Annotated in this window: 16 protein-coding genes; 10 read left to right on the top strand and 6 right to left on the bottom strand. The window is 30.3% G+C overall.

Annotated features, from left to right (window positions below):
* Positions 1–7: 7 nt before the first annotated feature.
* From QU666_RS07180 to QU666_RS07165, 4 genes are all read right to left on the bottom strand, one after another.
* Positions 8–2,725, bottom strand: coding sequence for a PEP/pyruvate-binding domain-containing protein (locus QU666_RS07180; RefSeq protein WP_036072060.1), 2,718 nt, complete (start codon positions 2,723–2,725; stop codon positions 8–10).
* Between the two features lie 206 nt (positions 2,726–2,931).
* Positions 2,932–3,726: a MetQ/NlpA family ABC transporter substrate-binding protein gene (locus QU666_RS07175; RefSeq protein WP_021770305.1), complete on the bottom strand. Its 795-nt coding sequence runs from the start codon at positions 3,724–3,726 to the stop codon at positions 2,932–2,934.
* Positions 3,726–4,382 carry a methionine ABC transporter permease gene (locus QU666_RS07170; protein ID WP_021770304.1) on the bottom strand — a complete coding sequence of 219 codons (657 nt, stop codon included), beginning with the start codon at positions 4,380–4,382 and terminating at the stop codon, positions 3,726–3,728. Before QU666_RS07170 ends, QU666_RS07175 begins: the two co-directional genes overlap by 1 nt.
* A complete protein-coding gene (locus QU666_RS07165) occupies positions 4,379–5,050 on the bottom strand; it encodes an ATP-binding cassette domain-containing protein (RefSeq protein WP_021770303.1) in 672 nt (223 codons plus the stop codon). Before QU666_RS07165 ends, QU666_RS07170 begins: the two co-directional genes overlap by 4 nt.
* Positions 5,051–5,378: 328 nt before the next feature.
* On the opposite strand from QU666_RS07165, the gene QU666_RS07160 reads away from it, so the two are divergent.
* The 9 genes from QU666_RS07160 (at position 5,379) to rsmA (ending at position 15,466) form a co-directional block, all read left to right on the top strand.
* Complete coding sequence (locus tag QU666_RS07160; RefSeq protein ID WP_021770302.1) at positions 5,379–6,227, top strand: WYL domain-containing protein; 849 nt, start codon at positions 5,379–5,381, stop codon at positions 6,225–6,227.
* Entirely contained in the window at positions 6,220–7,962 is a 1,743-nt protein-coding gene (locus QU666_RS07155) for a hypothetical protein (protein WP_036072058.1), read from the top strand. The genes QU666_RS07160 and QU666_RS07155 overlap by 8 nt, the downstream gene beginning before the upstream one ends.
* Before the next feature lie 147 nt (positions 7,963–8,109).
* Positions 8,110–10,407, top strand: a complete 2,298-nt coding sequence (locus QU666_RS07150; protein WP_021770300.1) for an SUMF1/EgtB/PvdO family nonheme iron enzyme — start codon at positions 8,110–8,112, stop codon at positions 10,405–10,407.
* 283 nt (positions 10,408–10,690) lie between these two features.
* Positions 10,691–11,629, top strand: a complete 939-nt coding sequence (locus QU666_RS07145; protein ID WP_021770299.1) for an Abi family protein — start codon at positions 10,691–10,693, stop codon at positions 11,627–11,629.
* A gap of 538 nt (positions 11,630–12,167) precedes the next feature.
* Positions 12,168–12,659: a translation initiation factor IF-3 gene (infC, locus tag QU666_RS07140; protein WP_006804285.1), complete on the top strand. Its 492-nt coding sequence runs from the start codon at positions 12,168–12,170 to the stop codon at positions 12,657–12,659.
* A 44-nt stretch (positions 12,660–12,703) separates the two neighbouring features.
* A complete protein-coding gene (gene rpmI, locus QU666_RS07135; protein ID WP_026746377.1) occupies positions 12,704–12,910 on the top strand; it encodes a 50S ribosomal protein L35 in 207 nt (68 codons plus the stop codon).
* A gap of 204 nt (positions 12,911–13,114) precedes the next feature.
* The gene (gene rplT, locus QU666_RS07130; protein ID WP_021770297.1) at positions 13,115–13,459 is read left to right on the top strand and encodes a 50S ribosomal protein L20; all 345 of its coding nucleotides are present in this window, start codon (positions 13,115–13,117) and stop codon (positions 13,457–13,459) included.
* Between the two features lie 564 nt (positions 13,460–14,023).
* Positions 14,024–14,578: a hypoxanthine phosphoribosyltransferase gene (gene hpt, locus QU666_RS07125; RefSeq protein ID WP_021770296.1), complete on the top strand. Its 555-nt coding sequence runs from the start codon at positions 14,024–14,026 to the stop codon at positions 14,576–14,578.
* Between the two features lie 39 nt (positions 14,579–14,617).
* Entirely contained in the window at positions 14,618–15,466 is an 849-nt protein-coding gene (gene rsmA / locus QU666_RS07120) for a 16S rRNA (adenine(1518)-N(6)/adenine(1519)-N(6))-dimethyltransferase RsmA (RefSeq protein WP_021770295.1), read from the top strand.
* 105 nt (positions 15,467–15,571) lie between these two features.
* On the opposite strand, the gene QU666_RS07115 is transcribed toward rsmA, so the two are convergent.
* Together QU666_RS07115 and QU666_RS07110 are read right to left on the bottom strand one after the other, a co-directional pair.
* Positions 15,572–15,832, bottom strand: a complete 261-nt coding sequence (locus QU666_RS07115; RefSeq protein WP_021770294.1) for a DUF4911 domain-containing protein — start codon at positions 15,830–15,832, stop codon at positions 15,572–15,574.
* A 16-nt stretch (positions 15,833–15,848) separates the two neighbouring features.
* On the bottom strand, positions 15,849–16,781 hold the full coding sequence (locus QU666_RS07110) for an ATP-binding protein (RefSeq protein WP_021770293.1): 933 nt from the start codon (positions 16,779–16,781) through the stop codon (positions 15,849–15,851).
* An 824-nt stretch (positions 16,782–17,605) separates the two neighbouring features.
* Here QU666_RS07110 and QU666_RS07105 point away from each other — a divergent pair.
* On the top strand, positions 17,606–25,096 hold the full coding sequence (locus QU666_RS07105) for an autotransporter-associated N-terminal domain-containing protein (RefSeq protein WP_304984793.1): 7,491 nt from the start codon (positions 17,606–17,608) through the stop codon (positions 25,094–25,096).
* Positions 25,097–25,270: the final 174 nt, after the last annotated feature.

The raw sequence follows: 25,270 nt of genomic DNA, 5'->3' as shown, positions 1-25,270 counted from the left end.
TCTAATTTTATATTTCATCCAATTTTTTTATTATTCCTGTACTTCCATCAAACTGGACAAAATCCCCTGTTTTTAAAGCAGTTGTTGCTCCCTGCACTCCAACTATGGCAGGTATATTCATTTCACGTGAAATAATTGCACTGTGAGACAAGAGACTCCCCTTTTCTACTATAAGCCCCTTTAACAAAGGAAAAACCATAACCCAGCTAGGATCCGTAGATTTTGTAACGACAATATCTCCATCTTCAACTTCTGTATTCATAGGATTTAATACAATTTTTACTTTCCCCTTGACTACTCCTTTACTGCATCCTGTTCCTCTAAGAATATTTTTATCTTCCTGTTCATTTCCTGTTAAATCTTCATAATGAAAGTTTTCCCCTAAAAATCCTCTCGTTAAAAATCTGTCAGGAAGGACAGCTCCTTCTTCATATTCCTTATATTTTTCCTTTCTTAAATCTATCAGCTTTTTTAAGTCTGTATCAATTAGTGCACCGTCTATCAGTCCAAAAATTTCATCTATTGTCAGATAAAATACATCCCTTTCATGAACTATTATATTTTCTTCCTTCAGATAGACTCCCATTTTTTTCATAATTTTTCTGACCATGCCAAAAACCTTTGTCCTTTCATATCGCAGGTTTTCCCTTAATCGAATAAACTTTTTTGCATAGGATATTGTTTTTTTCAGTATAAATTTTTTCAACGGACTGATTTTCAGATTTTCATATATCTTTTTCTGTTCCTCCGAAATGTTCCTTTTACTGTGTTCCGCCGATTCCTTTGTCATTGAAATTGAATATATCATCCTGATTAGAAATAACGGATCTTCCCTCAATGTCAATGCTTCAAGTTTCAGCTCATGTACTGTCCTGTCTCCAAATTTTTCCATATATTCTTCCAGTAATATATTAAATTCTTTATTTCCAATTAAATTTTCAATACTGACATCTGTTGCAGTTTTTGCAATTATCCTTTTTATTTCATTCTGTAAATCTTTATCCTTTTTTATTATACTGCTCATTTTCATAATATATTTTGAAGGCTCGACACTTATCATGTCATTTCCTTCCTGAGCAATAAGAATATTATGTACTTCTTCAAAATTTTCCTTTATATATTTTTCTGCTACTTTTTTTGAAAGACCGAACCAAACCATTACAAGAAAATCATTTATAATAGGTATTTCCCAGTTTTTTAAAAATTTATTTTCAAGAAACTTGTAATATTTTTTTAAGTCCTTTACGCTTTTTTCCTCCAGACTGCTATTTTTTCCATTAAGATTTTCATCTATGAGCTTATAAAACTTTTTAGCCTTGTTCTCAATCAAAAACATATTTAAAAACAATGTTCCTCCTGCTTTCAGCTTTTCAATCCTGTTTCTGAATTTTTCCCACGAAGACATTTTTTCTTCCGCTTCCAGAAGATTTTCCTTTATATCTTCTTCAGACAGTTCCTTTTTCACTCCCATCATCTGCTCCATAAATTTGCTATTATTACGTGAATTAGGAAACAGCATGAGAAGTTTGTACCAGTTTATCAGATTATAGTAAACTCTTCCCTTCAGTAATCCAAGCATATTGTCATATACAACCTGATAGCTTTCAACAACCTTCGGAGGTACTCCCGTAATTTCTGAAAATCTTTTATATACGTCAGAGTAGGCTTTTCTTATAAAGCTGAAGGTAAGAGGAAGTGTAATTTCAGGATAGCTTTCTACAATATTACTGTTGTCCCATATTATTGTATTTGATGTTTTTTCATTTGATTTTTCTAATGTAGTTACAGGTCTTGACTGCAATATATAAAGTTTCCCCTTTTCAAATGCCCATTCCATATCCTGAGGTTTTCCATAATATTTTTCAATATTTATAATATTTTCTCCAAGCTCCTGTACTTCACTGTCGTTTAACACTTCATCTTCAATATTTATTTCTTCTGCCTTTATTTTCTTATTTTCAAAATCTAAAACCTGTCTTATTTTTTTTGTTCTTATTTCCTTTTTAATTTCTTTCGTTTTTTTATTATATATAAACAGATCTCCATTTTCATCTCCATCAACTATACTTGTTCCCAGCCCATAAGTTCCTGAAATTACTATTTCATCATAATGTCCATTTACGGGATTTACGCTGAATCCGACTCCGGCCTTTTCAGAATTTACCATTTCCTGAATTATTACTGCCGGAACATTTATTTCATTGTTTATTTTTCCTTCTTTTCTATATTTCATGACATGTGAGGAAAAGGAAGAAATCCATACTTCCTTCACTTTTTCCATTATATTTTCTTTTTTTATATATAGATATGTTTCAAACTGACCTGCAAATGAAAAATTGCTGCTGTCTTCTTCTATTGACGAAGATCTCACAGCATAGTAACTTTCTTCATTTAGTACATTTTCAATTTCTTTTTCAAATTCTCCCCTAATTTTATGATTTTTTATAATTCTAATTATATTTTCAATTTTTCTTTCGGTATTTCCGCTAAATACAGCATCCCAATCCTTAATTTCATCATTATTTCCTGCTTCTTGGTTATGTTTTTCAATTTCTTTTAGTATAATTTCCTTAAAATATCTGTTAGTAATGACTGAAAAATGCGGGACATTAAATCCATTGGCAGCAAGTTCAAGCAAATTTTGAGCCTTTTTACCTATTTTTTCCTCAAATACTGTATTTTCATTATGATTTTTTAATTTATCAATATTATAAATATATTTCATAAATTTGTTTTCCTTTACTAAAGAATGTGTTTGTTTTATATTATACCTCATTATGATTAATTTTAAAACTTTTTTCATAAAAAAAGTTGCCCTTAGTAGAGCAATCTTTATTCAAAAATTTGTAAATTTAAAGTCATAAAAACTTAATAAATTTTAAGTTTCGAGAAGAATGTCAATTTGAAATGACTATAAAATATTTTTATTTTTTAAAATACAGGGAATCCTTGCCCAGCATATTTTTCTTCAATGAACTTCTTAACTTTTTCAGAAGTCATAGCTTTTGTCAAATCTTGTATTTTTTTACTATTTTTGTTATCTTCTCTTGCCACAAGGCTTACAGCGTATTTACCATTTGCATTTTTTTCAATAAATAAGGCATCTTTTACGTGAACTCCAATTTTTAGCATATGTGACGGCCAGTTAAATGCCAAGTCAGCTTCTTGGTATGCTTGCACTAGTGATGGAATAGGAACTGCCATAAATTTGAAATTTTTCTTCGTGTTAATAACATCATTCAAATTATAAAGTCCATCTTTTGGTTTCAACTCAATTAAACCTTCATTTGCAAGTATTCTCAAAGCTCTATCCTGATTTGTCACATCATTTGGAATAGCAACTTTTGCTCCATTTGGAATTTCTACCTTATTTTTGTATTTTTTTGAATAAAAACCTACATAAACATCATAAATCCCTTTAACTTTTACAAGTTTTCCGTTATTTTTCTTATTAAAAACTTGCATAAATGGCTCATGCTGGTGAAAATTTGCATCAAAGTCTTTGGCATTTAAACCAACATTTGCAGTAACATAATCTGTTAATACAGTAATTTTTACATCATAACCTTCCTTTTTCAAGTCTTCAGCTGCTATTTTCACAATTTCATCCATCGGATATCCAGCCGCAGCAATTCTGATTACATTATCCTTTTTTAAATTTATTCCAACAAATGCTAAAACTAGCACACATATTACAGCTAATGAAATTAATAATTTTTTTGACATTAGTAAATTCTCCTTTTCTTATCTAAATTTTTTGATATTCTGTTTCCAATAATCTGTATTGAAAATACAATGATTATCATTATTGTTACAACCCTATATACAAGGGCATAGTTGTATTCATTATATCCATATCGCATTGCATAGTCGCCAATTCCGCCTCCACCAACAACTCCCATTACAGTAGAGTATGAGATAAAGCTGATAATTGCTGAAGTTAAACCAAGCACAAGGCTGCTTCTCGCTTCAACAAGCAAAAAATGCCATACAATCTGAAATACACTTGCCTTCATTGACAAAGCCGCATCAATTATTCCGCTATTCACATCATAAAAGGACTGTTCTGTAAATCTCGCATACAGAGCCACAGCTACAAAGCAAATTGGAAAACTTGCAGGAAACAGTCCAAAAGCAGTACCAAAAATTAACCGTGTGAGAGGTATTAATATAACTACAAATATTAAAAACGGGAAACTTCTAACTACATTTATATAAATGTTGCATGGAATATTTATAAACTTATTTTCCTTAATACTGCCTTTATCAGTCAAAAATACCACGGCTCCTAAAGGGATTCCCAAAAATACTGCACATATTGTAGGAATGAGAACCATTATAAAAGTGTCATTTATTGCAATTAATAATTCAGTATCTATCATTTTAGAACCTCCCTCACATAATCGGCATAACTTTTGTTTGATTTTTCATAATCCTTCTGATTAACATTGAAAATATCTGTAATTTTACCTTTTTCAATAATAGCCACCCTGCTGCATAGCCTTTTTACAACTTCCAGTTCGTGAGTAACAACTAAAATGGTCGTTCCATATTTTTTATTTATTTCCTCAAACAAGTCAAGTATTTCATCTTTTACAGATTTATCCAAAGAAGCCGTAACTTCATCGCAAAGTAGTAATTGCGGATTTGTCACTAACGCACGGGCAATAGCTACTCTCTGCCTTTCGCCGCCACTAAGAGAAGCAATAAATGATTCTTTCCTGTCAGACAGCCCGACAAATTTTAAAACTTCCTCAACTTTTTCAGCTGAAAACTTTTTCTTTAAAATCAACGGAAGAGCAACATTATCAAAGACATTTTTGTTATACAAAAGATTAAATTCCTGAAAAATATAAGCAACTTCAGTATTATTTGCAATATTAACTTCTCCTTTATCAGCCTTCAAAATCCCTTGAATAATTCTCAAAATTGTTGATTTTCCACTTCCTGACTGCCCAATTAATCCAAAGATTTCCCCTTTGTTAATCTTCAAATTTATTTTCAAATCAAAATTAGCATAATTTTTTTCAATATCTTTAAGTTTTACCATCTCACCTCCAATTATTTTTGTATTTAATCTTAAAATGAAATAACTTCAAAATTATATCACAATTTTTAAAATAAGGGAATATTGTTTGGAAAAAAAGTGAATTCTGCTTTAAGGAACAGAAATAATTAAAATTAATTGATTTTTTTTGATATTTTCAGCGTTTTCTATTTTTTAGGGGAACAAAAATTAAAAACAAATATTTCCTTGAATTTATATTTGAGATTAGATATAATTTGTTTAGAAAAGATAGTTTAGAATTAAATTTAAAAGAAATAACTTAAAATTAGGTTTAGAAGTTTAAAAAAAGTATTGTTTTAGGAGATTGGCTATGAAGAAGGTTAGAGTTACAATTTCGGATTTTATGAATGAAATTATAAAAAGTGATTCGGAGTATTTTAAAATACCCGTAGGAAGAATAGGGAACATAATTTTTAAATATTATATGGACAAAAATTTGAATAAAGTCGAATTGGGGAACTTTTCAGGAGAAGTCCTGCAGTTTAACTTGAATAAAAATAATGATGAAATTTTTATGGATACTTTTGTTAGAAGCAGAGTTGAAACTGAGGCTGAATATTGGAGAAATATAATTTTTACGTATATTAATAATTTACGATATAGACGTGAAGAAATATTATTTGAAAAGATTTTTAGGAAAATTAAGGAAGGAATGCAGGGTAAGAGAAAAATAAAAATAAAATATCACAAATATATAAGGTTAGTAAATCCGTATTTTGTAAAAGTGGCAGATGATGAAAATAGATCTTACTTGTTCTGCTACTGTGAAAAAAATAATGACTATAGGAATTACAGAATTTCAGAAATAGAAGAAGTATGGTTTACAAATGAAAATATTGAAATAAAAGATAAAAAATATATTGATGATGTGTATAAAAATTTTGATCCATTTTTATCGTATAAGAACACAGTTAAAGTTGAATTTACAGAAAAAGGAGTGGAATTATATGAAAAAGTTTTGACAAACAGACCTAGACTTTTAAATAAGAAGGATGGAATTTATACCTTTGAATGTGATAACAAACTTGCATTGGTATATTTTGCACAATTTTTTTCAAATGTAAAAATCTTAGAACCAATTGAATTACAGGAAAAATTAAAAAATGAACTTAAAAGGACAATAGAAATATATGAAAATAAGGAGGAAAAAAATGTTTAGATTAAGAGGGAGCAGAAGAAGAAAAACAGAGGAAATTATCAAAAAATTTTTAAAAAGTTATGCTCAAAATGAAAAAAGTGAAAATAAAAAGGATTTGAGAAACTGGTTAATTCATGAATTGCAAAATGAACTAGTGGTGAAGAAGCCAGAGGAAATAGAAAAAATGGCTGATGAACTTATGGCAGGAGTTGAAATTTATTTTGACAAGAAAAAGGAAGTCGAAAAATATCAAAAAGCTGGGATAAGCAGCAGTGATTATGTGGGAGATGTAATACTTAATAAGATTACGGAAGATGCGAAAAATGCAGAAGTTGTGGATAGACAGCAAATTATTGGGAATATGAAGGAAAACAGTGAGATTTTAGCAAATTACAACGAGGCAATGATATATGAGGCAGCCGCAATAAACGATCCGCAAATAGTAGCAAATACATTGAGTGCAAGTAGAGCAAATACCTATGTTGACAATGTAAATACAACTATAGGCAAGGCAAATGAGGAAATTTTGTCAGCACTTACAACTAAAACTGGAGAAATAAGCCAAAATCCTAATTTAGATGGATTTATATTTGAAGAACGTCATGCTGGAACGTTCAATATAGATGCGGCAGTTAAAGAAAAAAATTACTATGCAAAGGCACTAAAGCCGGAAATAGGCGAAACTTATGGAAAAAATTCGATTGACATGACAATAGAAGATTCTAGCAAGATTGTAAGAAAATATCAGGCAAAAGCCTATAAAAATGCGAATGAAACTGCAAAATCATTTTACGATAGGCAGCAAGGCTACAAATATAAATTTCAGTCAAAATTAGTTCCATCAGATCAGACTGGAGATATTCCAAATTCAGTAGATAAAGTGAAATTTGGAGAAGTGGAAAGTAAAAATATAAGCAAGGAAGAAATAAAAAATATTCAGGAAAAATACCAGTCTGGCGACAAAGAAGCAGTAAAATTCAGTTTTGAAAAAGATGTAGACGCTCTTGCAATAAGCAAACAACTAGGAAAACAGGCTGTAATTAATGGAACTATGGGAATTGGTATCGGAATGGCTTTGGATGTTGGAACAAAACTTGTTTCTGGTGAAGAAGTGGAAGTTGCTGAAGTAATCGAGGCTGGAGTGAAGACTGGAACTTCAATGGGACTTTCAACAGCAATTGCAGGTGGAATAAGAGTTGCAGTTGAAAAAAATATTGTACCAAAAGTTCTTACAGGAGTTTTAGCAAATAATAATATTGTTGGAGCAGTAGCGGCTTCTTCAATGGATATTATAGGAACAGCGTTTAAATTAGGTTCAGGTGAAATAAGTCTAGGTGAAGCGACAAAAAGAGTTGGAACATCAGTAGGCTCTGCTTATGGAGCAATTATTGCCTCAAGTTGGGGATATGGTGCTGCAATGGCTGCAATAGTTGGATTAGGAACAATAGGAGCTGTTGGAACTATAATAGGAGTTGGAGTTGCTCTTGCAGCTGGTGCTGTTTGTGGAATAGCTGGAAGTAAAGTTGGTGGAGCAATAGCCAAAGGAATAGGAGAAATATCCAAACCAATAGTCAATGGAGCAGTTGAAATAGTTAAGGCTGGAGTAAATGTTGTAAAAAGCGTTGCAAAAGGAGCATGGGAAGGAGTGAAAGCAGTAGGAACAGCAGTAGTTTCAGGTGTAAAAGCAGTAGGAAGTGCCGTAAGTTCAGTATTTGGTGCAGCGGGAAGTTTTATTGGAGGGCTGTTTGGTTGGTAAAAATAATAGTATCATTTTAAAATTGAAGTTAAAAAATTCTAATTACACTTTGTAATGTTAGGTTTATTTAGTTTTTATCAGTTTAATTTTAGATGAGTTCGAGCATATTTATAAAAAAATGAAATAAATAAAAAATCAGGAGGAAAAATGGAAACAAATTTATCAAAGTATTTAAGGGCAAGAAGACCTATAATTTGGGTACACAGCGGAGATTACAAGGAAGTTGACACAATTGTAACAGAAGCAACTAAAAAATATGAAAATAAGGCGATTTTTGAATATAGGGCCTTTGGAGCTGTAAATTTTGAAACGAAGGTTAAAAGTGATGAAATTGTGGATTTGTATAGTTTTTTAAATATTCTGTTTTCGGAAGGTGTGAAAACGAATGTATTCTTGATAATTAAAAATGCGGAAGAGGAAATGAAAGATGCTAGAAATATTGCATTTATAAAGAAAATAGCAGAAACTAGATATTCAAATTCAGATTATAATTTTACAGTGATTGTTGTAACAGAAGCAGAAACAGTGCCGAAGGATTTGGAAAAATTTACTTCAATACTCGATATACCAAACATGACAAAAGACGAGATTGAAAAATATATTTGGAACTTTGCTAAGGAAAATAAAGTGAATGTGGATAAAAAAGATGTTGGAGAAGTGGCGATTTCCTTAAAAGGGCTGACAAAACTGGAAATAGATCACGTGCTTAATATGATAATTGAATCTAAAAATAATATTTCAATTTCGGGAAGAGATATAATCATTCGTGAAAAAGGGCAAATAATTAAAAAATCTTCAATTTTGGAAATTATTGATTTTAAGGAAAAAATTGAAGAAATTGGTGGACTTGAAGGGCTGAAAGAATGGTTAAGTTCTAAAGCACAGGTATTTAGAAGACTGGATGAAGCCAAGAAATTTGGAGTGGATACGCCAAAAGGAGTACTGCTTGTAGGAATGCCAGGCTGTGGTAAAAGTTTGGCAGCAAAAGCAAGTGCAAGATTGTTTAATGTTCCATTATTAAGGCTGGATATAGGAAGACTTTTGGGAAAATATGTTGGAGAATCAGAATACAATATGAGAGTAGCATTAAAAACAGCCGAATCAATAAGTCCATGTATTTTATGGATAGATGAAATAGAAAAAGCCTTTGCAGGAATAGATCAAAACGGTGGAGCAAGCGACATAACAAAACGTTTATTTGGACAATTCCTGACTTGGTTACAGGAAAAAGAAAACACAGTATTCGTAGTAGCAACAGCCAACGATATAACAGCCTTTCCACCAGAATTTCTAAGAAAAGGGCGATTTGATGAAGTATTTTTCATAGATTTTCCGAATGAGGAAGAAAGAGAAAGAATATTTGAAATTCACCTTGAAAAAAGAGGAAAAATGTCAGATTATATAGATTTAAAGGAACTGGCAGAAGAAACAGAAGGCTACTGCGGTGCTGATATAGAAGAAATTGTTAAAAACGCAGTTGAAAATAAATTTATACTAGAAACTGAAAATGAAGAAGAAAAGAAAATTACAACAAATAATTTATTAGAAGCAACTAAAAGTATAGATTCTTTATCAAATATTTTATCTGATAAAATAGATGTTTTGAAAAAAAGCTATAAAAAATTCAAAATAAAATCAGCTTCTCAAAAAATAAAAAATGGTAAAAGAATAGCTGGAAGACCGACATTCAAAGATATGGTTATAGTAAATGGAGGAAAATACACGCCATCATTTTTTAACGAAGAAAGAGAAGTTTGCAATTTAGAAGTTTGTAAATATCAGACAACACAAGATATGTGGATGGAAGTAATGGAAAACAATCCGTCTTATTTTAAAGGTGGAAGACGTCCAGTTGAGAATGTATCTTGGTGGGATGCTTTGGAGTTTTGTAATAAATTAAGTCAAAAATATGGATTAAAACCAGTATACGATTTAAGTCGAAAAGAAGAAGAAATATTAAGAATACATCAATCAAATAGTAAAACAGAATATCCAAATGTAGCAGATTTTAGAAAAACTGAAGGATTTAGATTGCCAACAGAAGTAGAATGGGAATGGTTTGCAAGAGGAGGAGAAATTGCTATGCAAGATGGGACATTTAATTATGACTATTCGGGTAGTAACAATTTAGATGAAGTTGCTTGGCATCGTGGAAATTCGGGAGGACAAACTCATGATGTAGGAACGAAAAAACCAAATCAATTGGGGATTTATGATTGTAGTGGAAATGTATATGAATGGTGTTATGATACAGATGGAGATGGATATATATCTGAAAAAACTTCATATATATATGATGAAATAGAAGGCAATAGAAGAGTGAAAGGAGGTTCAGTCGAATGGATTGAGGATTCTTTAGAAGAATATGAAATATCTTATCGAGGTAGTAATACATGTGATGGTTCATCATCTATGTTTGGTTTCCGTATTGTTAGAACAATTTAGTTTTTATAATTTTTACTTTTTTAGATTTTGAAATAGGGGGGATTTTGGCTGAAAAGGGAAAGAAAATAAAGGAAGTGATGGGGAGGAGGTTTTGGGATTTATTAAAAAAAATTTAAAAATGTGGTTGACAAAAAGTAATAAAAGTGTTATAAATAATATGCGGATCGTACTATATCAATGATTTCTTAAATAGAAGTCGATATAGGCTGAAATTATAATTTAAATTAATATAAAGGCTCTCTATTTGGAGGGCTTTTCTGATATTTTGGAAAGGAGATTTTTTGTGGATCAGCCATTTAAAAAGTTCAAAGAGCAGGAAATGATTATATCAAGCAGAATGAGCATTGATAAAGATACAATTTCTATTTTGAAAAGATTTAATTACTATTCTATTATAAATTTTTATAAAGCTCCTTTTTTAGAAAAAAATAAAAATTTGAGGGGAAAAGATAAATATATTGAAAATTTTAAATTTAAGTATTTAAAAAGTCTTCATGATTTTGATAGGGAATTGAGAATTTTATTTTTTGATAATTTGACATTGCTTGAAAGTTTTTTCAAAACAGCTATTTCTTATTATTTCTCTGAAACAAATGGAATTTTGAAAAAAAATTCGTATCTTCTTTTAGAGAATTACAATGCTGGAAAGAAAAATTCAAATATTCTTAAAATTTCAATGGTAGTGAATACGTTGAAAAAGATAAAAAAAGATAATGAAAAAATGATAATAAGACATTATAACACTACAAAAGATAATATTCCTTTTTGGATTATAATTCACTATTTAACTTTTGGAGATATTAGCAAACTATATTCTTGTTTACATAAAAATGTATATGATAAAATTTGCGATCATTTTAAAAATTTGTATAAAGAAGAATATGGTAATCTTCCAAATATAACTCATTCATTTGTAAGAACTTATTTAGTTGCTAGCTCTCATTTTAGAAATGTTGCTGCCCATAACGAAAGGTTATACGAATTTTCTTCGAGAGAAACTGTTAATATAAAAAGAGTTAGTGATATGACATCAAACAGAAATCAAAAACTCTTTACGATTTATGAAGGATTAAAATTATTTCTTTCTAAAGAAGAATTTGATGCACTAACAGAAAAATTAAAATTGATTATCAAAACTTTAGAAGATAAATTAGAAAATATTATAAATATAAATGATATTTTATCGAGAATGGATTTTCCAAATGATTGGCATAAAAATTAACTTTTGTCAAAAAATAAAGAATGTAGTTGACAAAATATTTAACGTATATTATAATTTATTTACATTAAAGCCTTATTTATTTAAGGAAAGAATGGTAATAAAAGATTAAGAGCCTTATTCATTAAGGACTACCGAAGGTATATCCAAAAGATATGCCTATTTTTTTTATAAAATGTCAAGGACAAGAAATGGGAAAAATTTTCAAAATTTCCTTGCAAAATAAAATAAAATATGATAAACTATTTTAGTAATTAAATTAGAAGTAGAAACATTGTTTCTCACCTTTCCATCAATATATTTAGGTTTTGGATTGATTTTCCAAATAAAAGTAGAATGTTTTATTCTATTTTCAAGATGAGTTGGGTATTAGTTATTTGATATTTTATAATGAAATAAGTATTTTTGTTATGATAATTTTGTTGTGAAATTTATTTATATAATAACTATTGAGCAAGGTTTCTTATATCTTGTTTTTTTATTGTAAAAAAATTAGGAGGTGTTTTTTATAAGAGGAAATAACCGATCTGATGAGCCAAGAATGAATGAGCGAATTAGGGCAAGAGAAATTAGAGTTGTTGGTGATGATGGAGAACAGTTTGGAGTAATGTCAGCTAGAGATGCGTTAGCACTTGCGGCAGAAAAAGAATTGGACTTAGTTGAAATTTCACCAAATGCAACACCGCCTGTATGCAAAATTATGGACTATGGAAAATTCAAGTATGAGAAAACGAAGAAAGACAAGGAAAATAAGAAAAAACAAAAAAATGTCGTTATTAAAGAGATTAGAATTAAACCTCATATTGACGAGCATGATAAAGAAACAAAAATTTCTCAAATTGAAAAATTTATAGCCAAGGAGCATAAGGTAAAAGTCAGCCTAAGACTTACAGGTAGAGAAAGATTACATGCAGAATCTGCTATTAAAGTATTAGACGAGTTTGCAAGCCATTTTGAAGAAACTGCAACAGTTGAGAAAAAATACGGAAAAGAACAGGTTCAAAAATTTATTTTATTATCGCCTAAAAAATAAAGGCAAAATTTAAAAAAGTGAAAAGTGATTTAGGAGGAAAGAAAATGCCAAAAATGAAAACACATAAAGGAACAAAAAAAAGAGTTAAAGTTACAGGAAGTGGAAAAATTTCTATAAGACACTCAGGAAAGAGCCATATCTTAACTAAAAAGACTCATAAAAGAAAGAAACGTCTAGGACAAGACGCAATCGCTCCAAAAGGTGCTGAAAGAAAAATCAAAAAAGCATTGGCTGGACAAGAAGGAAGATAGTTTAAGTAATTACTTTAAAATCATTTTAAAAAAAGCAATTTAACAAATTTATTACTTTTATTTAAAAGTGAAGTTAAAAAAAGCAGTTTAGAATAAGAATTAACCGCTTTTTATAAAAAACCAAAATTAAAAATTGACAAAAGTTAGTTCTGAATATTAAATATAAAGAACAAAAAACGGCTAAAATATCAAGGAGGAAAGAAGATGCCAAGAGTAAAAACAGGAATAGTTAGAAGAAAAAGACATAAAAAAGTTTTAAAAGAAGCAAAAGGTTATAGAGGAGCCATAAAAACAAATTATAAAAAGGCTAATGAAGCAGTTAAAAAAGCTATGGCTTACGCAACTGAACATAGAAAATTGAAAAAAAGAAAAATGCGTGAATTATGGATTATCAGAATTAACGCTGCTGCAAGATTAAATGGAATTTCTTATTCAAGATTAATGAACGGACTTAAAAAAGCTGGAATTGAACTTGACAGAAAAGTTTTAGCAGACTTAGCATTAAATAACCCTGCTGAATTTACAAAATTAGTAGAAAAAGTTAAATAGAAATAAATAACAAATCAATACTCAAATGGTAATTTTTTAATTTAAAATAAACTATTTGAGTATTAATTTTTTTAACTTATAATAAAATAGATATTAAAAAATTGTAATAAAAAAAATCTAAATAAATTAGATTTGATTAGAAAGGCTATACTTGTAAACCTTGTAAAAAAAATAAAGTTTGGATTATGAGATAGCCCTTTTTATATAGGGAAATTAAATAAATAATGTTTTTTTGGGCTATCTCATAAAATGGTCTTTTATTCAAAAAAACAAATTTCCCTATATAGCCAAATGATTGTTAATTATTAATTAACTCTCTTTTGACATTACTATTATAACATGAAAGTTAAAAAAGTCAATACTATAAATTAAATATTTTTAAAAAAATTTTGAATTTTTTGGAAAATATATATTTTTAATTCTTGAGAAGGAATTTAAATAAATTTAAATTATGTTTGAAATTATTGAAAATCGAGGTAAAATAAAGTTTAAGAGAAGCTGTTTAGTGTTTGTGTATTTTTTTAACAATTATTTTGGAAAAGAAATTAATAATGGAGGAAGATTATGACAAAAGATGTTGAATTTGGAATAAAAGAGCAACTGATCACTAAAGAAGAAATTCAGAAAAGATTAAAAGAATTAGGAGAACAAATTACAGAAGATTTTAAAAACGAAAATGAACCGCTTATAGTTGTTGGGCTTTTAAGAGGATCTATTGTATTTATGGCTGATTTGATAAGAGAAATAAGATTACCACTTGAAATCGACTTTATTGAGGCTTCTAGCTATGGAGAAGGAACGCAGACTTCTAGAGAAGTTAAGATTCTGAAAGATTTAAGAAGTACAATTAGCGGGAAAAATGTGTTAGTTGTAGAAGATATTATTGATTCAGGATTTACGCTGAAAAAAATATTACAACTTTTAGGAAGCAGAAATCCTAAGAAAGTATCATTGTGTACATTGCTGGATAAACCTGAAAGAAGAGAAGTTGAAATTGATGTGCAGTATATAGGTTTTGAAATTCCAAATGAATTTGTTGTGGGATACGGACTTGATTTTAATGAAATTTACAGAAACCTTGAGTATGTAGGAATAGCTGAACCATCGGTTTTTGAATAATTTATAATAGTTCTAGGATACATTAAATAAGGAGAAAGATTGAAAAGAAATAAAGAAAAATATCAAAATAAAAATAAATATTTTGAAAATGAAAATCATAAGGCTAAAAAAAAATATGGACAGAATTTTTTGAATGACAGCAATTTGTCAGATGAAATTTTAGACATAGCAAATATTGATGAGGAAACAGAAGTTTTGGAAATAGGACCAGGATTGGGATTTTTGACAGAAAAATTGATTGAAAATTCTAAATTTTTGACTGCTTTTGAGATAGATGATGATTTGATACCGTTTTTGGCTAAAAAATTTGAAAACAAGCAAAATTTTAAATTGATTCATCAGGATTTTATGGAAGCAGATTTGGAAAAATTTTTTGAAAATAGAAAAAATGTCAAAGTTGTGGCAAATATTCCGTATTACATAACTTCGCCGATTATTAACAAACTTTTGGAATATCGTGAGAATATTGATGAAATTTATTTGATGGTGCAAAAGGAAGTGGCAGAGCGAATTGCCTCCCAGCCTCATAGCAAAAATATGAGTCTGCTTACGCACGCAGTTCAATTTTACGCTGAAGCAGAATATCTGTTTACTGTGCCGAAAGAAAAATTTGATCCTGTTCCAAAAGTTGACTCAGCATTTTTAGGAATAAAAATTTTGAAAGATAAAAGATATGAAAGCCAGATTTCAGAAGAAAAATATTTTAAATATTTAAAAGAAGCCTTTTCCAATAAGCGAAAGAGTATTGCCAACAATTTAACAAAATTAGGATTTTCAAAGGATGTAGTTGGAGCTGCACTAGAAAAAGTTGTAAAGACAAGACTTGCACGGACTGAAGAGTTTTCTGTTCAGGAATTTATTAATTTTATTGAAATTTTGGAAAAATAAATTAATGGTAATTTTATTTTATAAAATTCTAGTTTAAAACAAGAGCAGAATATTAGTAAAATATTAAGTAAATTCATGATAATTTGTAAATGAAAAGGCTTGGAATTATAACACTCCAAGCCATTCTCTTTTTTCTAGAATTTCTATTTCGATATTTTTTTCCTTTAATGTTTCGATTGCGTTATCCATATCATTTAAAAGATAAGAATTTGTGAGAATTTTTATTAAACCGTTCTGATTGTCAAGAGTTCTTACATTTCCTAAGCCATCGTATGCTTCTATGATTTTATTGATAAAGTCGATATGTTCTTTTTTTGTTTGAATAATGTATTCCCAGCTTTTCATCTCTTTTTCATTCTTGTTCATATTTTTATCCTTTCTTTTAAAACTTATCTAAGTATGAATATTTTCCATTAGAGTCTTTCCAGCCTAATATTTTTTCCAAATTTACATTTTGTGTTGATTGAACTATACGTTTTTTTATATCAGGATTATTTTTTACAAGCTGTGCAATTAAGTCTTTGGTTTCACGGCGTTTGCTGGAAGTCTTTTCAGCAGCTACTGTACAGCCGCAGTTCATTGGCAGGATTCCATTATTTCGTACCCATTTTATAATTGCTTTTTCTTCTACATAAAATAATGGACGAATTAATTCTATCTCAAAATTATCGGACTTTAGTTTTGGTAGCATTGTTTCAAATTTTCCCATATAAAACATGCTCATTAGAGTGGTTTCGATAACATCGTCAAAATGATGCCCAAGTGCTAGTTTGTTGCACCCAAGCGAAGTTGCTTTTGTATAAAGGCTTCCACGACGCATTTTGGCACACATATAGCAAGGATAGTCTTTTGCAATCTTTTCTGCAATTTCAAAAATATTATCATTATAAATCTCACACGGAATATTCAGATGTTCTAGATTTTTTTTCAAATTATTCAGGTTGGCAGGATTAAATCCAGGATTCATTGAAATAAATACCAGTTCAAAATTAGTTCTGCTGGCTCTTTTCAGCTCCTGAAACAGTTTTGAAAGCAAAAGGCTGTCTTTACCTCCAGAAATAGCAACTGCAATCCTGTCACCATCTTTTACCATTTCAAATTCTTTTAAAGCTTTGACAAAAGGCGTCCAAAGTGCTGAACGGTATTTCTTCTGAATGCTTTTTTCAATAGTTTCTAGCGACTGAAGCGGAACAGACGGTAAAATTGTTTCACAGGTTGCACTTCCGAGAGATGTAGAAGCAATGTTGTCAGTATTTATTTTATTATTTATTGTATTTTCATTATCGAAATCATTTTCGATGTTTTCTAAATTCATTAATTTGTAACTCCTTTTAAAATTTTTATCTTTATAGACTGTATCAAGTTTTTAGGAGATTGTCAAGAACAAAATACACAACGCTAGATGACCCAAACTTTACAAATAAAATAGAAAATAGAAATTAAAACTTTGGTTGTGATATCACAATCAAGGAGAGAATATTTAGGAGAAAACTTTTGTATTAAATATAAACAATTATTCAAATTACCTAATTATAATTATACATTTTTAAAAGAAAATTATAATAATTATTTGTTTGGGATATAGTTAAATTTAATCTAAAGTATACATTTAAAATTATAAAAACACGTAATTTGAATTAGGGCGTATCTGAAAACTCTTTAAATAATAAATTTTTAACAAATTTTTTCAAAATCAAAAATAATAAACACTGTTTTTATCGCAATTTAAATAATTTATAAAATCAAAAAACCATTAAAAATAACATCGATTTTGAGTTTTCAGATACAACTTAGTTAAGTATTAAATAAACTTAAATATATTATGTTATATTATGAATTGATTGAAATACGATAAATGTTATTTTATATAACAATTTTTAATTTTTTTATTAAATAAAATTAATGTTATAAGAAATATCAAAAAAAAACAAAGAATAAAACAAAAAAAGTTGATTTTTTTATATTTTTTTGATAAAATATATTATAATCTAAAAATTGTAATCAATATAAATAAGATATGGCTGTTTAATAAGATAATTTATAGTATATAACTAATTTATAGGAACTTTAGGTTAAGTTAATGAAAGGTAAGGGAATATTGAAATATAATATTATAGAAAAAACAAAAAGGAGAGAAAAATGACTAATAATCTAAGAAAAGTGAAAAAGGATTTATGTTCTTTTGCTAAAAAGTATAAAAATTTCAAATATACAGATTCTGCATTATTTGCATTTTTATTGACAGGGCTTATTACAGTCAAAAATAATTCATTTGCAAAAACAAAAGATACATCAATTAAGACCCAAGAAAATAAAATCACAACTTCAATAAAAGAAATAAAAAGCAAAGTTAGTGAAACTAGAAAAGAAAATAATAAATTAATAAAAAATGTTAATCTAGAACTAATTCAATTAATGGAGCAAGGAGATCATGTTGTAAAATCCCCTTGGAGCTCATGGCAATATGGGGCAAATTTTTTCTATAATGATTGGAAGGGTACATATAAAGGATTAGGAGATAAAGAAGAAAAATATATACTAAATTCAAAATTAAATAGAGGTCAATGGTGGGAAAGAAATGTATCTCCAAGTAGCAAAATGTATGATAGAGTAGCAATTTCTCAAGATCCTCTTTCAACATCTACAAAATCAAGAAAAAATGCAGGAGAAGTGTATGGTCTTGTGGGAACGGTACCTATACCTGATCCAGGAGTACCTATTATTATTCAGCCAAGAATAAATGTAGCAATACCAAATATTCCTAACCTAAATATAAATCCTAGAGCTATTAACCCTAATCCTAATTTTACTATACCTGAAATAGAAACAGTAACGTTTGATCCAATTTCAGTAGCTGCAATAAGACCAAATGTATTCCAGCCACCTAGGCTTACTGAACTTTCGGTAGGATTTTCACAGGATTCAGTAGGACCAGGGTTTTATGGGGATCCAAATGCAATAGTAAATCAAAGTAATGCAGTAGCAAATGCTTCAGGAACAGATATAACAATAGATGATAGAGGTTTTACTGTAAATGGAGCTTTTACTTATGAAGGTGAAAGAGGAGTTATTAATGCAACTCAAAAGCTTGAATCTAGAGGAACTGTTAATGGAAGATGGGAAAATAAGGATTCAAGAGTTGCAAGTGGAGCATATCCAAACGGAACAAATATATTTAATAATTTACAATATCTAAATGATAATGGTTATGGATATGGAAATAGACCAGGATATAAATTAGACGATACATCTGGAGCTGGAATAACGGCTGTATCACCACAAACAGTCTTTAATATTACCCAATATCAATTTAAAAACCCTACTAATAATTCAGCACTTAATAGAGCACAACAACCACTTCCAACAACTATAACTGGAACATGGACATTAAGAAATAACACACAAACTCCTTTTGGAAGAACAGAAGGAGCAGCGAATGGTTGGGCAGGTCAAGCTGGGACTGCTAGAAAAACAGCTAATACTGTAAGATTTATCAGTTTAAATCCTACAGGAGCAGGAGCAGGAGGAAGTACGGCATTTGGTCCTGTAACAGTCGAATTTGAAGGAGAATTGAATCTATATGGAAGAAATATAAGGGATGTTATTGGTTCATCAGTAAATGGTGTGTTTCATGGTAAGGCTGGACGTCCACATTTAACAATAGGAATGGAAGTTCAGACATTAGCAGGTCAAGCAGCAGTCCTAATTAATAAAGGAGAACTTAATCTTGAGAAAGAAAGTGCAAAAAATGATGGAAATGCAAGCTATCTTATAGGAATGACTGCGATGGTGGAAGGTTATACAGAATATGCACCTACTAATAATATGATACCTGGATATGGTGGTCCTGTACCTATAACATATAGACCTTGGGCTTCAGAAATGAGAAACCAAGGGAAGATTAATGTTAAAAGTGTCAACAGTATAGGAATAGATTTTGCTGAATTTGGATTTAATAAATATGCAGACAGCCAAGATTTTAGAGTAAGTTCAGCAAATCACAATGAGGATGCTAATAAATATAATAAATATAAACATAAGTCTTATGATGAAAAAGGTTCTTTGAATATGTATGTTAAGACAGGAAAGATTTATATTAGCAGTGTTGACACAAATTCAGATCCTACAAATGTAGAAGGTAGTTATGGTATAAGAATACCAAATGTATTTGCCAAGGGGATATCACAAGCAGGAACTGTAGCACCTGCAGATTTTGTACATGGTTCAGGAAATTTAGTACCAGCAAATCATTTGGGAACATCACACTATGATGAAGATGGTATTTATTATGATGAAACAATAATTGATGGAAAACAAGGAATGGTTAATGTAGGAGGAAAGCATAATGTTGGAGTATCAATATCCAAAAATATAACTGGTTCAGGAATGTATGCGATAGCAAATCCATATCAGGAAAATACTGTAACATTGCCAGCAAGTTCAGGATTTACATCTCCTATTAAATACGGTACAGGGCATGTAAGTGTGTATAACTATCAGAAAGGTATTGGTTATGATGGTGATGGGTTAGAAGCCAAAGATGCAGCTTCTGCGGCAAGTATAGACAATACTGGAAGATATGATGCTGCAACATCTACTACTGAAGACCCTATCGGAAATATATATAATTTAAATATTACAGTAGATGGAATTGAAAATGTTGGATTACTTAGAAATTCAGATTATATGGCAGGAGAATATTCAAGTACTGCAAGAAGTTTGGCTGAAAAAGATTTTAGAATTACAGATGGACATATTGAAAGTATAGATTTTTCTAACACAGCAGATGGTGGAACATTATTTAGGACTGACAGATATGGAATAAATTTAATAAGAAATTTGACAGTTAATCCTGGTAATGCAAGTGCTGCTGCCAATAGATATAATATTGTTATGCTGTCGAATATTGCCACTCAATCAAGAAACGCTAATGCTCCAGCGATTTTCCAAATCAATGAAAATGATACAGTATTACCTAAGGTGAAAAATACAGGAAATATTACAGTAAATGGTGGAAAACAAAATGTAATAGGGCTTATGGCATATCAAGGAGCTAAAGCAGAAATTGAAGGAAATTTGAAAATAGGAGATAAAGCTTCAAATAGTGAATCTAAAACATCATTTGGGTTAGTAGTTAGTGGTAAATCAGCTAAGTATAATGCAGGTAATACGGCACAAACTTTCTGGGAGCTAGATGCTAGTGGTAATGATGTTACAAGCCAGTATGTAGGTAGCAAGACTTATTCTGAGGCGACAAGTAAGGGGAATATTGATATTTACGGAGAAAAATCAATAGGGATATATAATAACGCTGGAAAATATACAATGAATGGTGGAACTATAAAGGTTGAAGGTAAAAGTGCTATAGGGGTATATGCTATAGCAGAAAGAAAAAAAGATGGTGCAATAATAAAAAATGCAGAAGTATCATTAAATAAAGATGCAGCCAATCTATTAAATCCAGGAAAAGTGGAAGTTGAAGGAGAAGGTGCAGTTACTCTTTATGCCGTAGATGGAGCAGATATTGGACTTACAGATATGGATTTATCAATAACAGGAAACAAAGCTTTATTATTTTATAGTGAAACTAAAGGAAAAAAAGCAGACTCATTTGGAAATCTAGTATTAGATCCAATAACTGGATTGCCTACAGAAGATAAGTCCCAACTTATACTTCGTGGAAATTCAACTGCTACAATAAATCCTGGAGCAACAGCCTTTTATGTGAAAATAAATGGAGCAGGTTCAAGTCCTCTAAATGATGTAGTTCACTCATCTTCTACAGGAAATATTACAGTAAACTTGAAAGAAAATTCAACACTTATAGTAGCAGAAGGAAAAGGTGGAAATACAGGAGGAGAATTGCTTTCAAATCTTACATCAACAGGAAGTACACACATAATACCAGTATATACAGGGGTAGCAGGAGGTTCATATATTCCTTATAAAGCTACAAGATTACCTCTTACTATAGATCAAAATGTAAATCTTGATAACCCTATTGACGCATATTTAAAATCTGAATTTAGTTCATCAAGTATTACAGTAAATGCAGGAAAAAGTATCACAGGATCAGGAGCAATTACATCTCCGATAAAGCTTGCTAAAAAATCTAAAGTAGCTATAGCTCAAAAAAATAGTACAACAGGAGTACAAAGAAATGATGTAATACTTACAAACAATGGAACAATAAGTCTTACAGGTATAGGAATGGCAGGAATTGTTGGAGAATATTCAGAAATCTATAATAATAGCGTATTAAATACAATAGGAGATGATTCTACGGGTATTATTACTTCAAATGGTGGAATTGCAACAAATAATGGAAGCATTACAGTAGGAAATAATGGAGTAGGAATAGCTGGAATAAACTATCTTGGAGTAGGAGATGCCACGTATACTGGAGGACAGCCTACTACAGGAAATGGAAGCATAGAAATTGTTCATAATGGAAGTATTAACTCTATAGGAACTGGAGTTTCTTCAATTGGAATACTTGCTAAAGATGTGGATACAAGTGCTGCTGGTAATACAGTAACAGCTACATCACCTGTAAGCATAACGCTAAAAAATGGTTCTTCAATTGATGTGTCGGCAGCTCCAGATTCTATCGGAGTTTACTCAGATGCTTTATATAGAGGAAGTGTAGCTAAAATATCAGATAATGGAGCTAATATAACAATAGGAACTGATGGAGTGGGATTACTTGCTAAGGGAACAGAGATAAATGCAACTGCAGGAAATATAATAGCTGCTAATAATGCAAGAGCTCAAGGAATATTTACTGATTCAGATGTAGTAAGTTTTAAAAATATGACATTACTTGGAGATGGCTCGATAGGTATTCATAACTATGGAGTGAATACTCTTTATCCAACAAACCAAGGACGTAATTATGTAAATATAACTAATGGAGGAACTATTACATTAGGAAACTCTGCAAGTATAAATAATCCAAGTATTGGAATGTATACAAAATATGGAAATATAAATCATCAAGGAACAATAAATGGTGGAAATAACGTAATTGGAATACTTTCTGACACTCCTTATGCTGTAAACAATAATGGTACAATTTCATTTGGAGATGGTGCAATTGGAATTTACAAAAAGCAAGGAAGTACAACTCTTACTTCAGGAAGTAGCATAACTGTTGGAAATGGTGCAATTGGAGTAGTTTCAAATAATGGAAGCCATATAGAAAATAATTCTGCAAATATAAATATAGGAAACAGTTCGTTTGGATTTGCTGTTTTGGGTAATGGTACAAATACTTATATAAGTAATCCTGGTTCAAATCTAAATATGGGTTCAAATAGTGTTTATCTATATAAGGCTGGTCCAGGAAATGCAACTACATACACTACTGTAAGAACTGGAGGAAACAATAATGCTGCTCTTTATGCAACAGGAGCAGGAGCTGTTATTAATAATTATGGAGTTATAGATTATTCAGCTGGAGTAGGAAATGTAGGAGCTTACGCTGAAGCAGGAGCGTCTATTAATAATTATGGAGAAATTACAATAGGACATTCTGTGATCAAGCAAGGAGAAGAAGCATATTCAATTGGTATGGCAACTAAAGGTGGAACTATAAGAAACGTAAACAAAATTAATGTTACGGGAGATTATTCTATAGGAATGTTTGCTCAAGGAGCAGGATCAAGAGCGATAAATGATGGAATAATTGATATAAGTTCATCAAAAAATGGATATGGAATGTACATAGATGGAAATGGTGCAGAAGGAATAAATAATAATTTAATAAAAACATCTGGTACAGGAAATACTGCAATTGGAATAGCAGTATTAAATAATGGAACATTTACAAACAACGGAACAGTTGATATAAATCTTGCTAATTCTACAGGAATTTATTTAAGAAATGCTATTATTAAAAACTATGGAACAATTAATATATCAGGAGCAGGTTCTGTAGGGGTAAGAAGTAAAACAGGAAAATATCAAGATGCTTCAGGGAATATAACCTCAGTAAATTCAACAAATTTAGGAAATGCAGTAAATGCAGCTCAAGGTTCGTACGATCTTATTACTGAATCGGCTAGTGATCCTTCTGTAACAAGAGGAAACTCTGCGATAATAGCAAATGAAGATGAAAATGGAAATATTATAAGAAAAGCGTATGTAAATGGCGTGGAAGTACCTATTCATGATTTAACGGCTCTTACACCAGATGTAGGAAATTACGCATTCTCAAATGTGGGTATTTATGTTGATACATTAGGAAGAACATCGCCTATTAATTGGGTAGATGGATATAATCCTTTAGTAGACAATGATCTTATAATTGGAACGGAAGTAACAGAATTAACAACTGCTAAAGCAATAAGAGTGGGGAGTGATATAATAACACCATTCTTAAGATCAGGATACCAAATTCCAACATCATTAAATATACGTTCTGCAGCACTGACATGGGTAGCAACACCTACGCTTGATCCATATACAGATGAGCCTACAGCAGTTACAATGACAAAACTTGCATATACAGACTTTGTACCTAAAACAGAAAATGCTTGGAATTTTGCTGATGGATTGGAACAAAGATATGGTGTAGAAGCAGTAGGAACAAGAGAGAAAAAATTATTTGACAAGTTAAATAGCATAGGTCAAAATGAACAAGTATTACTAACACAGGCTTATGATGAAATGATGGGACATCAATATGGAAATACTCAGCAAAGAATTAATTCAACTGGAAGTATGCTTGACAAGGAATTTAAACATCTTAAAAAAGATTGGAGAAATCCGTCTAAACAAAATAATAAGATTAAAGTCTTTGGTATGAGAGACGAATATAAATCAGATACAGCGGGAATCATAGATTATACAAGTAATTCTTACGGATTTGCGTATGTTCACGAAGATGAAAGAATTAAGATGGGTAATTCAAGTGGATGGTATGCAGGAGCTGTAACAAATAGATTTAAGTTTAAAGATATTGGAAAATCAAAAGAGAATCAGACTATGCTTAAAGCGGGAGTATTTAAGACAATGTCACCGAAAAAAGATTACAATGGTGCATTGCAATGGACAATCGGTGGAGATGTATTTGCCGGTATTAATGAAATGAAACGTAGATATCTTGTAGTAGATGAAATATTCCAGGCAAAATCTGACTATCATTCTTATGGAGCGGCAGTTAAGACAGATTTAGGATATGACATAAGAATGAGCGAGAGAACACATTTGCGTCCTTACGGAGCATTAAAGATGGAATATGGAAGATTCAACAATATCAAGGAAGATAACGGGGAAATGAGACTAGAAGTAAAAGGAAACGATTATTTTTCAGTAAAACCAGAAGTTGGAGTTGAATTTAGATATGTACAGCCGTTAGCGGTAAGAACAAATTTATCTGTAGGCTTGACAGCGTCTTATGAGAATGAACTAGGAAAAGTTGGAGAAGTAAACAATAAAGGAAGAGTAAGATATACGACGGCAGACTGGTTTAAGATAAGAGGGGAAAAAGATGACAGACGTGGGAATGGTAAATTTGACTTGAATATCGGAGTAGACAATACAAGATTTGGAGTTACGGTAAATGGAGGATATGACACTAAGGGTAACAATGTAAGAGGTGGAATAGGATTTAGAGCTATTTACTAATAGTTAATAAATGTATTGTAATTTTTCTAAGAGTGGAAATTATTCCACTCTTTAATTTACGTATATAAACATTATCCGAAAATACAAATAAAATTTTATGATATATCTAATAAATTTTAGAAAAAAGTATATTTTTAATTTATAGCAAGATTATTTTAAAATTTAGAAGTAAAA

This window comes from Leptotrichia sp. HMT-225 (genome assembly GCF_030644325.1).
GTDB lineage: Bacteria > Fusobacteriota > Fusobacteriia > Fusobacteriales > Leptotrichiaceae > Leptotrichia > Leptotrichia massiliensis.
This window is presented reverse-complemented; position numbering and strand designations above follow the sequence as displayed.

Bases quoted from the DNA above. Each gene is read 5' to 3' on its own strand.
- QU666_RS07180 (WP_036072060.1), bottom strand. From the start codon at position 2,725: ATGAAATATATTTATAATATTGATAAATTAAAAAATCATAATGAAAAT.
- QU666_RS07175 (WP_021770305.1), bottom strand. From the start codon at position 3,726: ATGTCAAAAAAATTATTAATTTCATTAGCTGTAATATGTGTGCTAGTT.
- QU666_RS07170 (WP_021770304.1), bottom strand. From the start codon at position 4,382: ATGATAGATACTGAATTATTAATTGCAATAAATGACACTTTTATAATG.
- QU666_RS07165 (WP_021770303.1), bottom strand. From the start codon at position 5,050: ATGGTAAAACTTAAAGATATTGAAAAAAATTATGCTAATTTTGATTTG.
- QU666_RS07160 (WP_021770302.1), top strand. From the start codon at position 5,379: ATGAAGAAGGTTAGAGTTACAATTTCGGATTTTATGAATGAAATTATA.
- QU666_RS07155 (WP_036072058.1), top strand. From the start codon at position 6,220: ATGTTTAGATTAAGAGGGAGCAGAAGAAGAAAAACAGAGGAAATTATC.
- QU666_RS07150 (WP_021770300.1), top strand. From the start codon at position 8,110: ATGGAAACAAATTTATCAAAGTATTTAAGGGCAAGAAGACCTATAATT.
- infC (WP_006804285.1), top strand. From the start codon at position 12,168: ATGAATGAGCGAATTAGGGCAAGAGAAATTAGAGTTGTTGGTGATGAT.
- rpmI (WP_026746377.1), top strand. From the start codon at position 12,704: ATGCCAAAAATGAAAACACATAAAGGAACAAAAAAAAGAGTTAAAGTT.
- rplT (WP_021770297.1), top strand. From the start codon at position 13,115: ATGCCAAGAGTAAAAACAGGAATAGTTAGAAGAAAAAGACATAAAAAA.
- hpt (WP_021770296.1), top strand. From the start codon at position 14,024: ATGACAAAAGATGTTGAATTTGGAATAAAAGAGCAACTGATCACTAAA.
- QU666_RS07115 (WP_021770294.1), bottom strand. From the start codon at position 15,832: ATGAACAAGAATGAAAAAGAGATGAAAAGCTGGGAATACATTATTCAA.
- QU666_RS07110 (WP_021770293.1), bottom strand. From the start codon at position 16,781: ATGAATTTAGAAAACATCGAAAATGATTTCGATAATGAAAATACAATA.
- QU666_RS07105 (WP_304984793.1), top strand. From the start codon at position 17,606: ATGACTAATAATCTAAGAAAAGTGAAAAAGGATTTATGTTCTTTTGCT.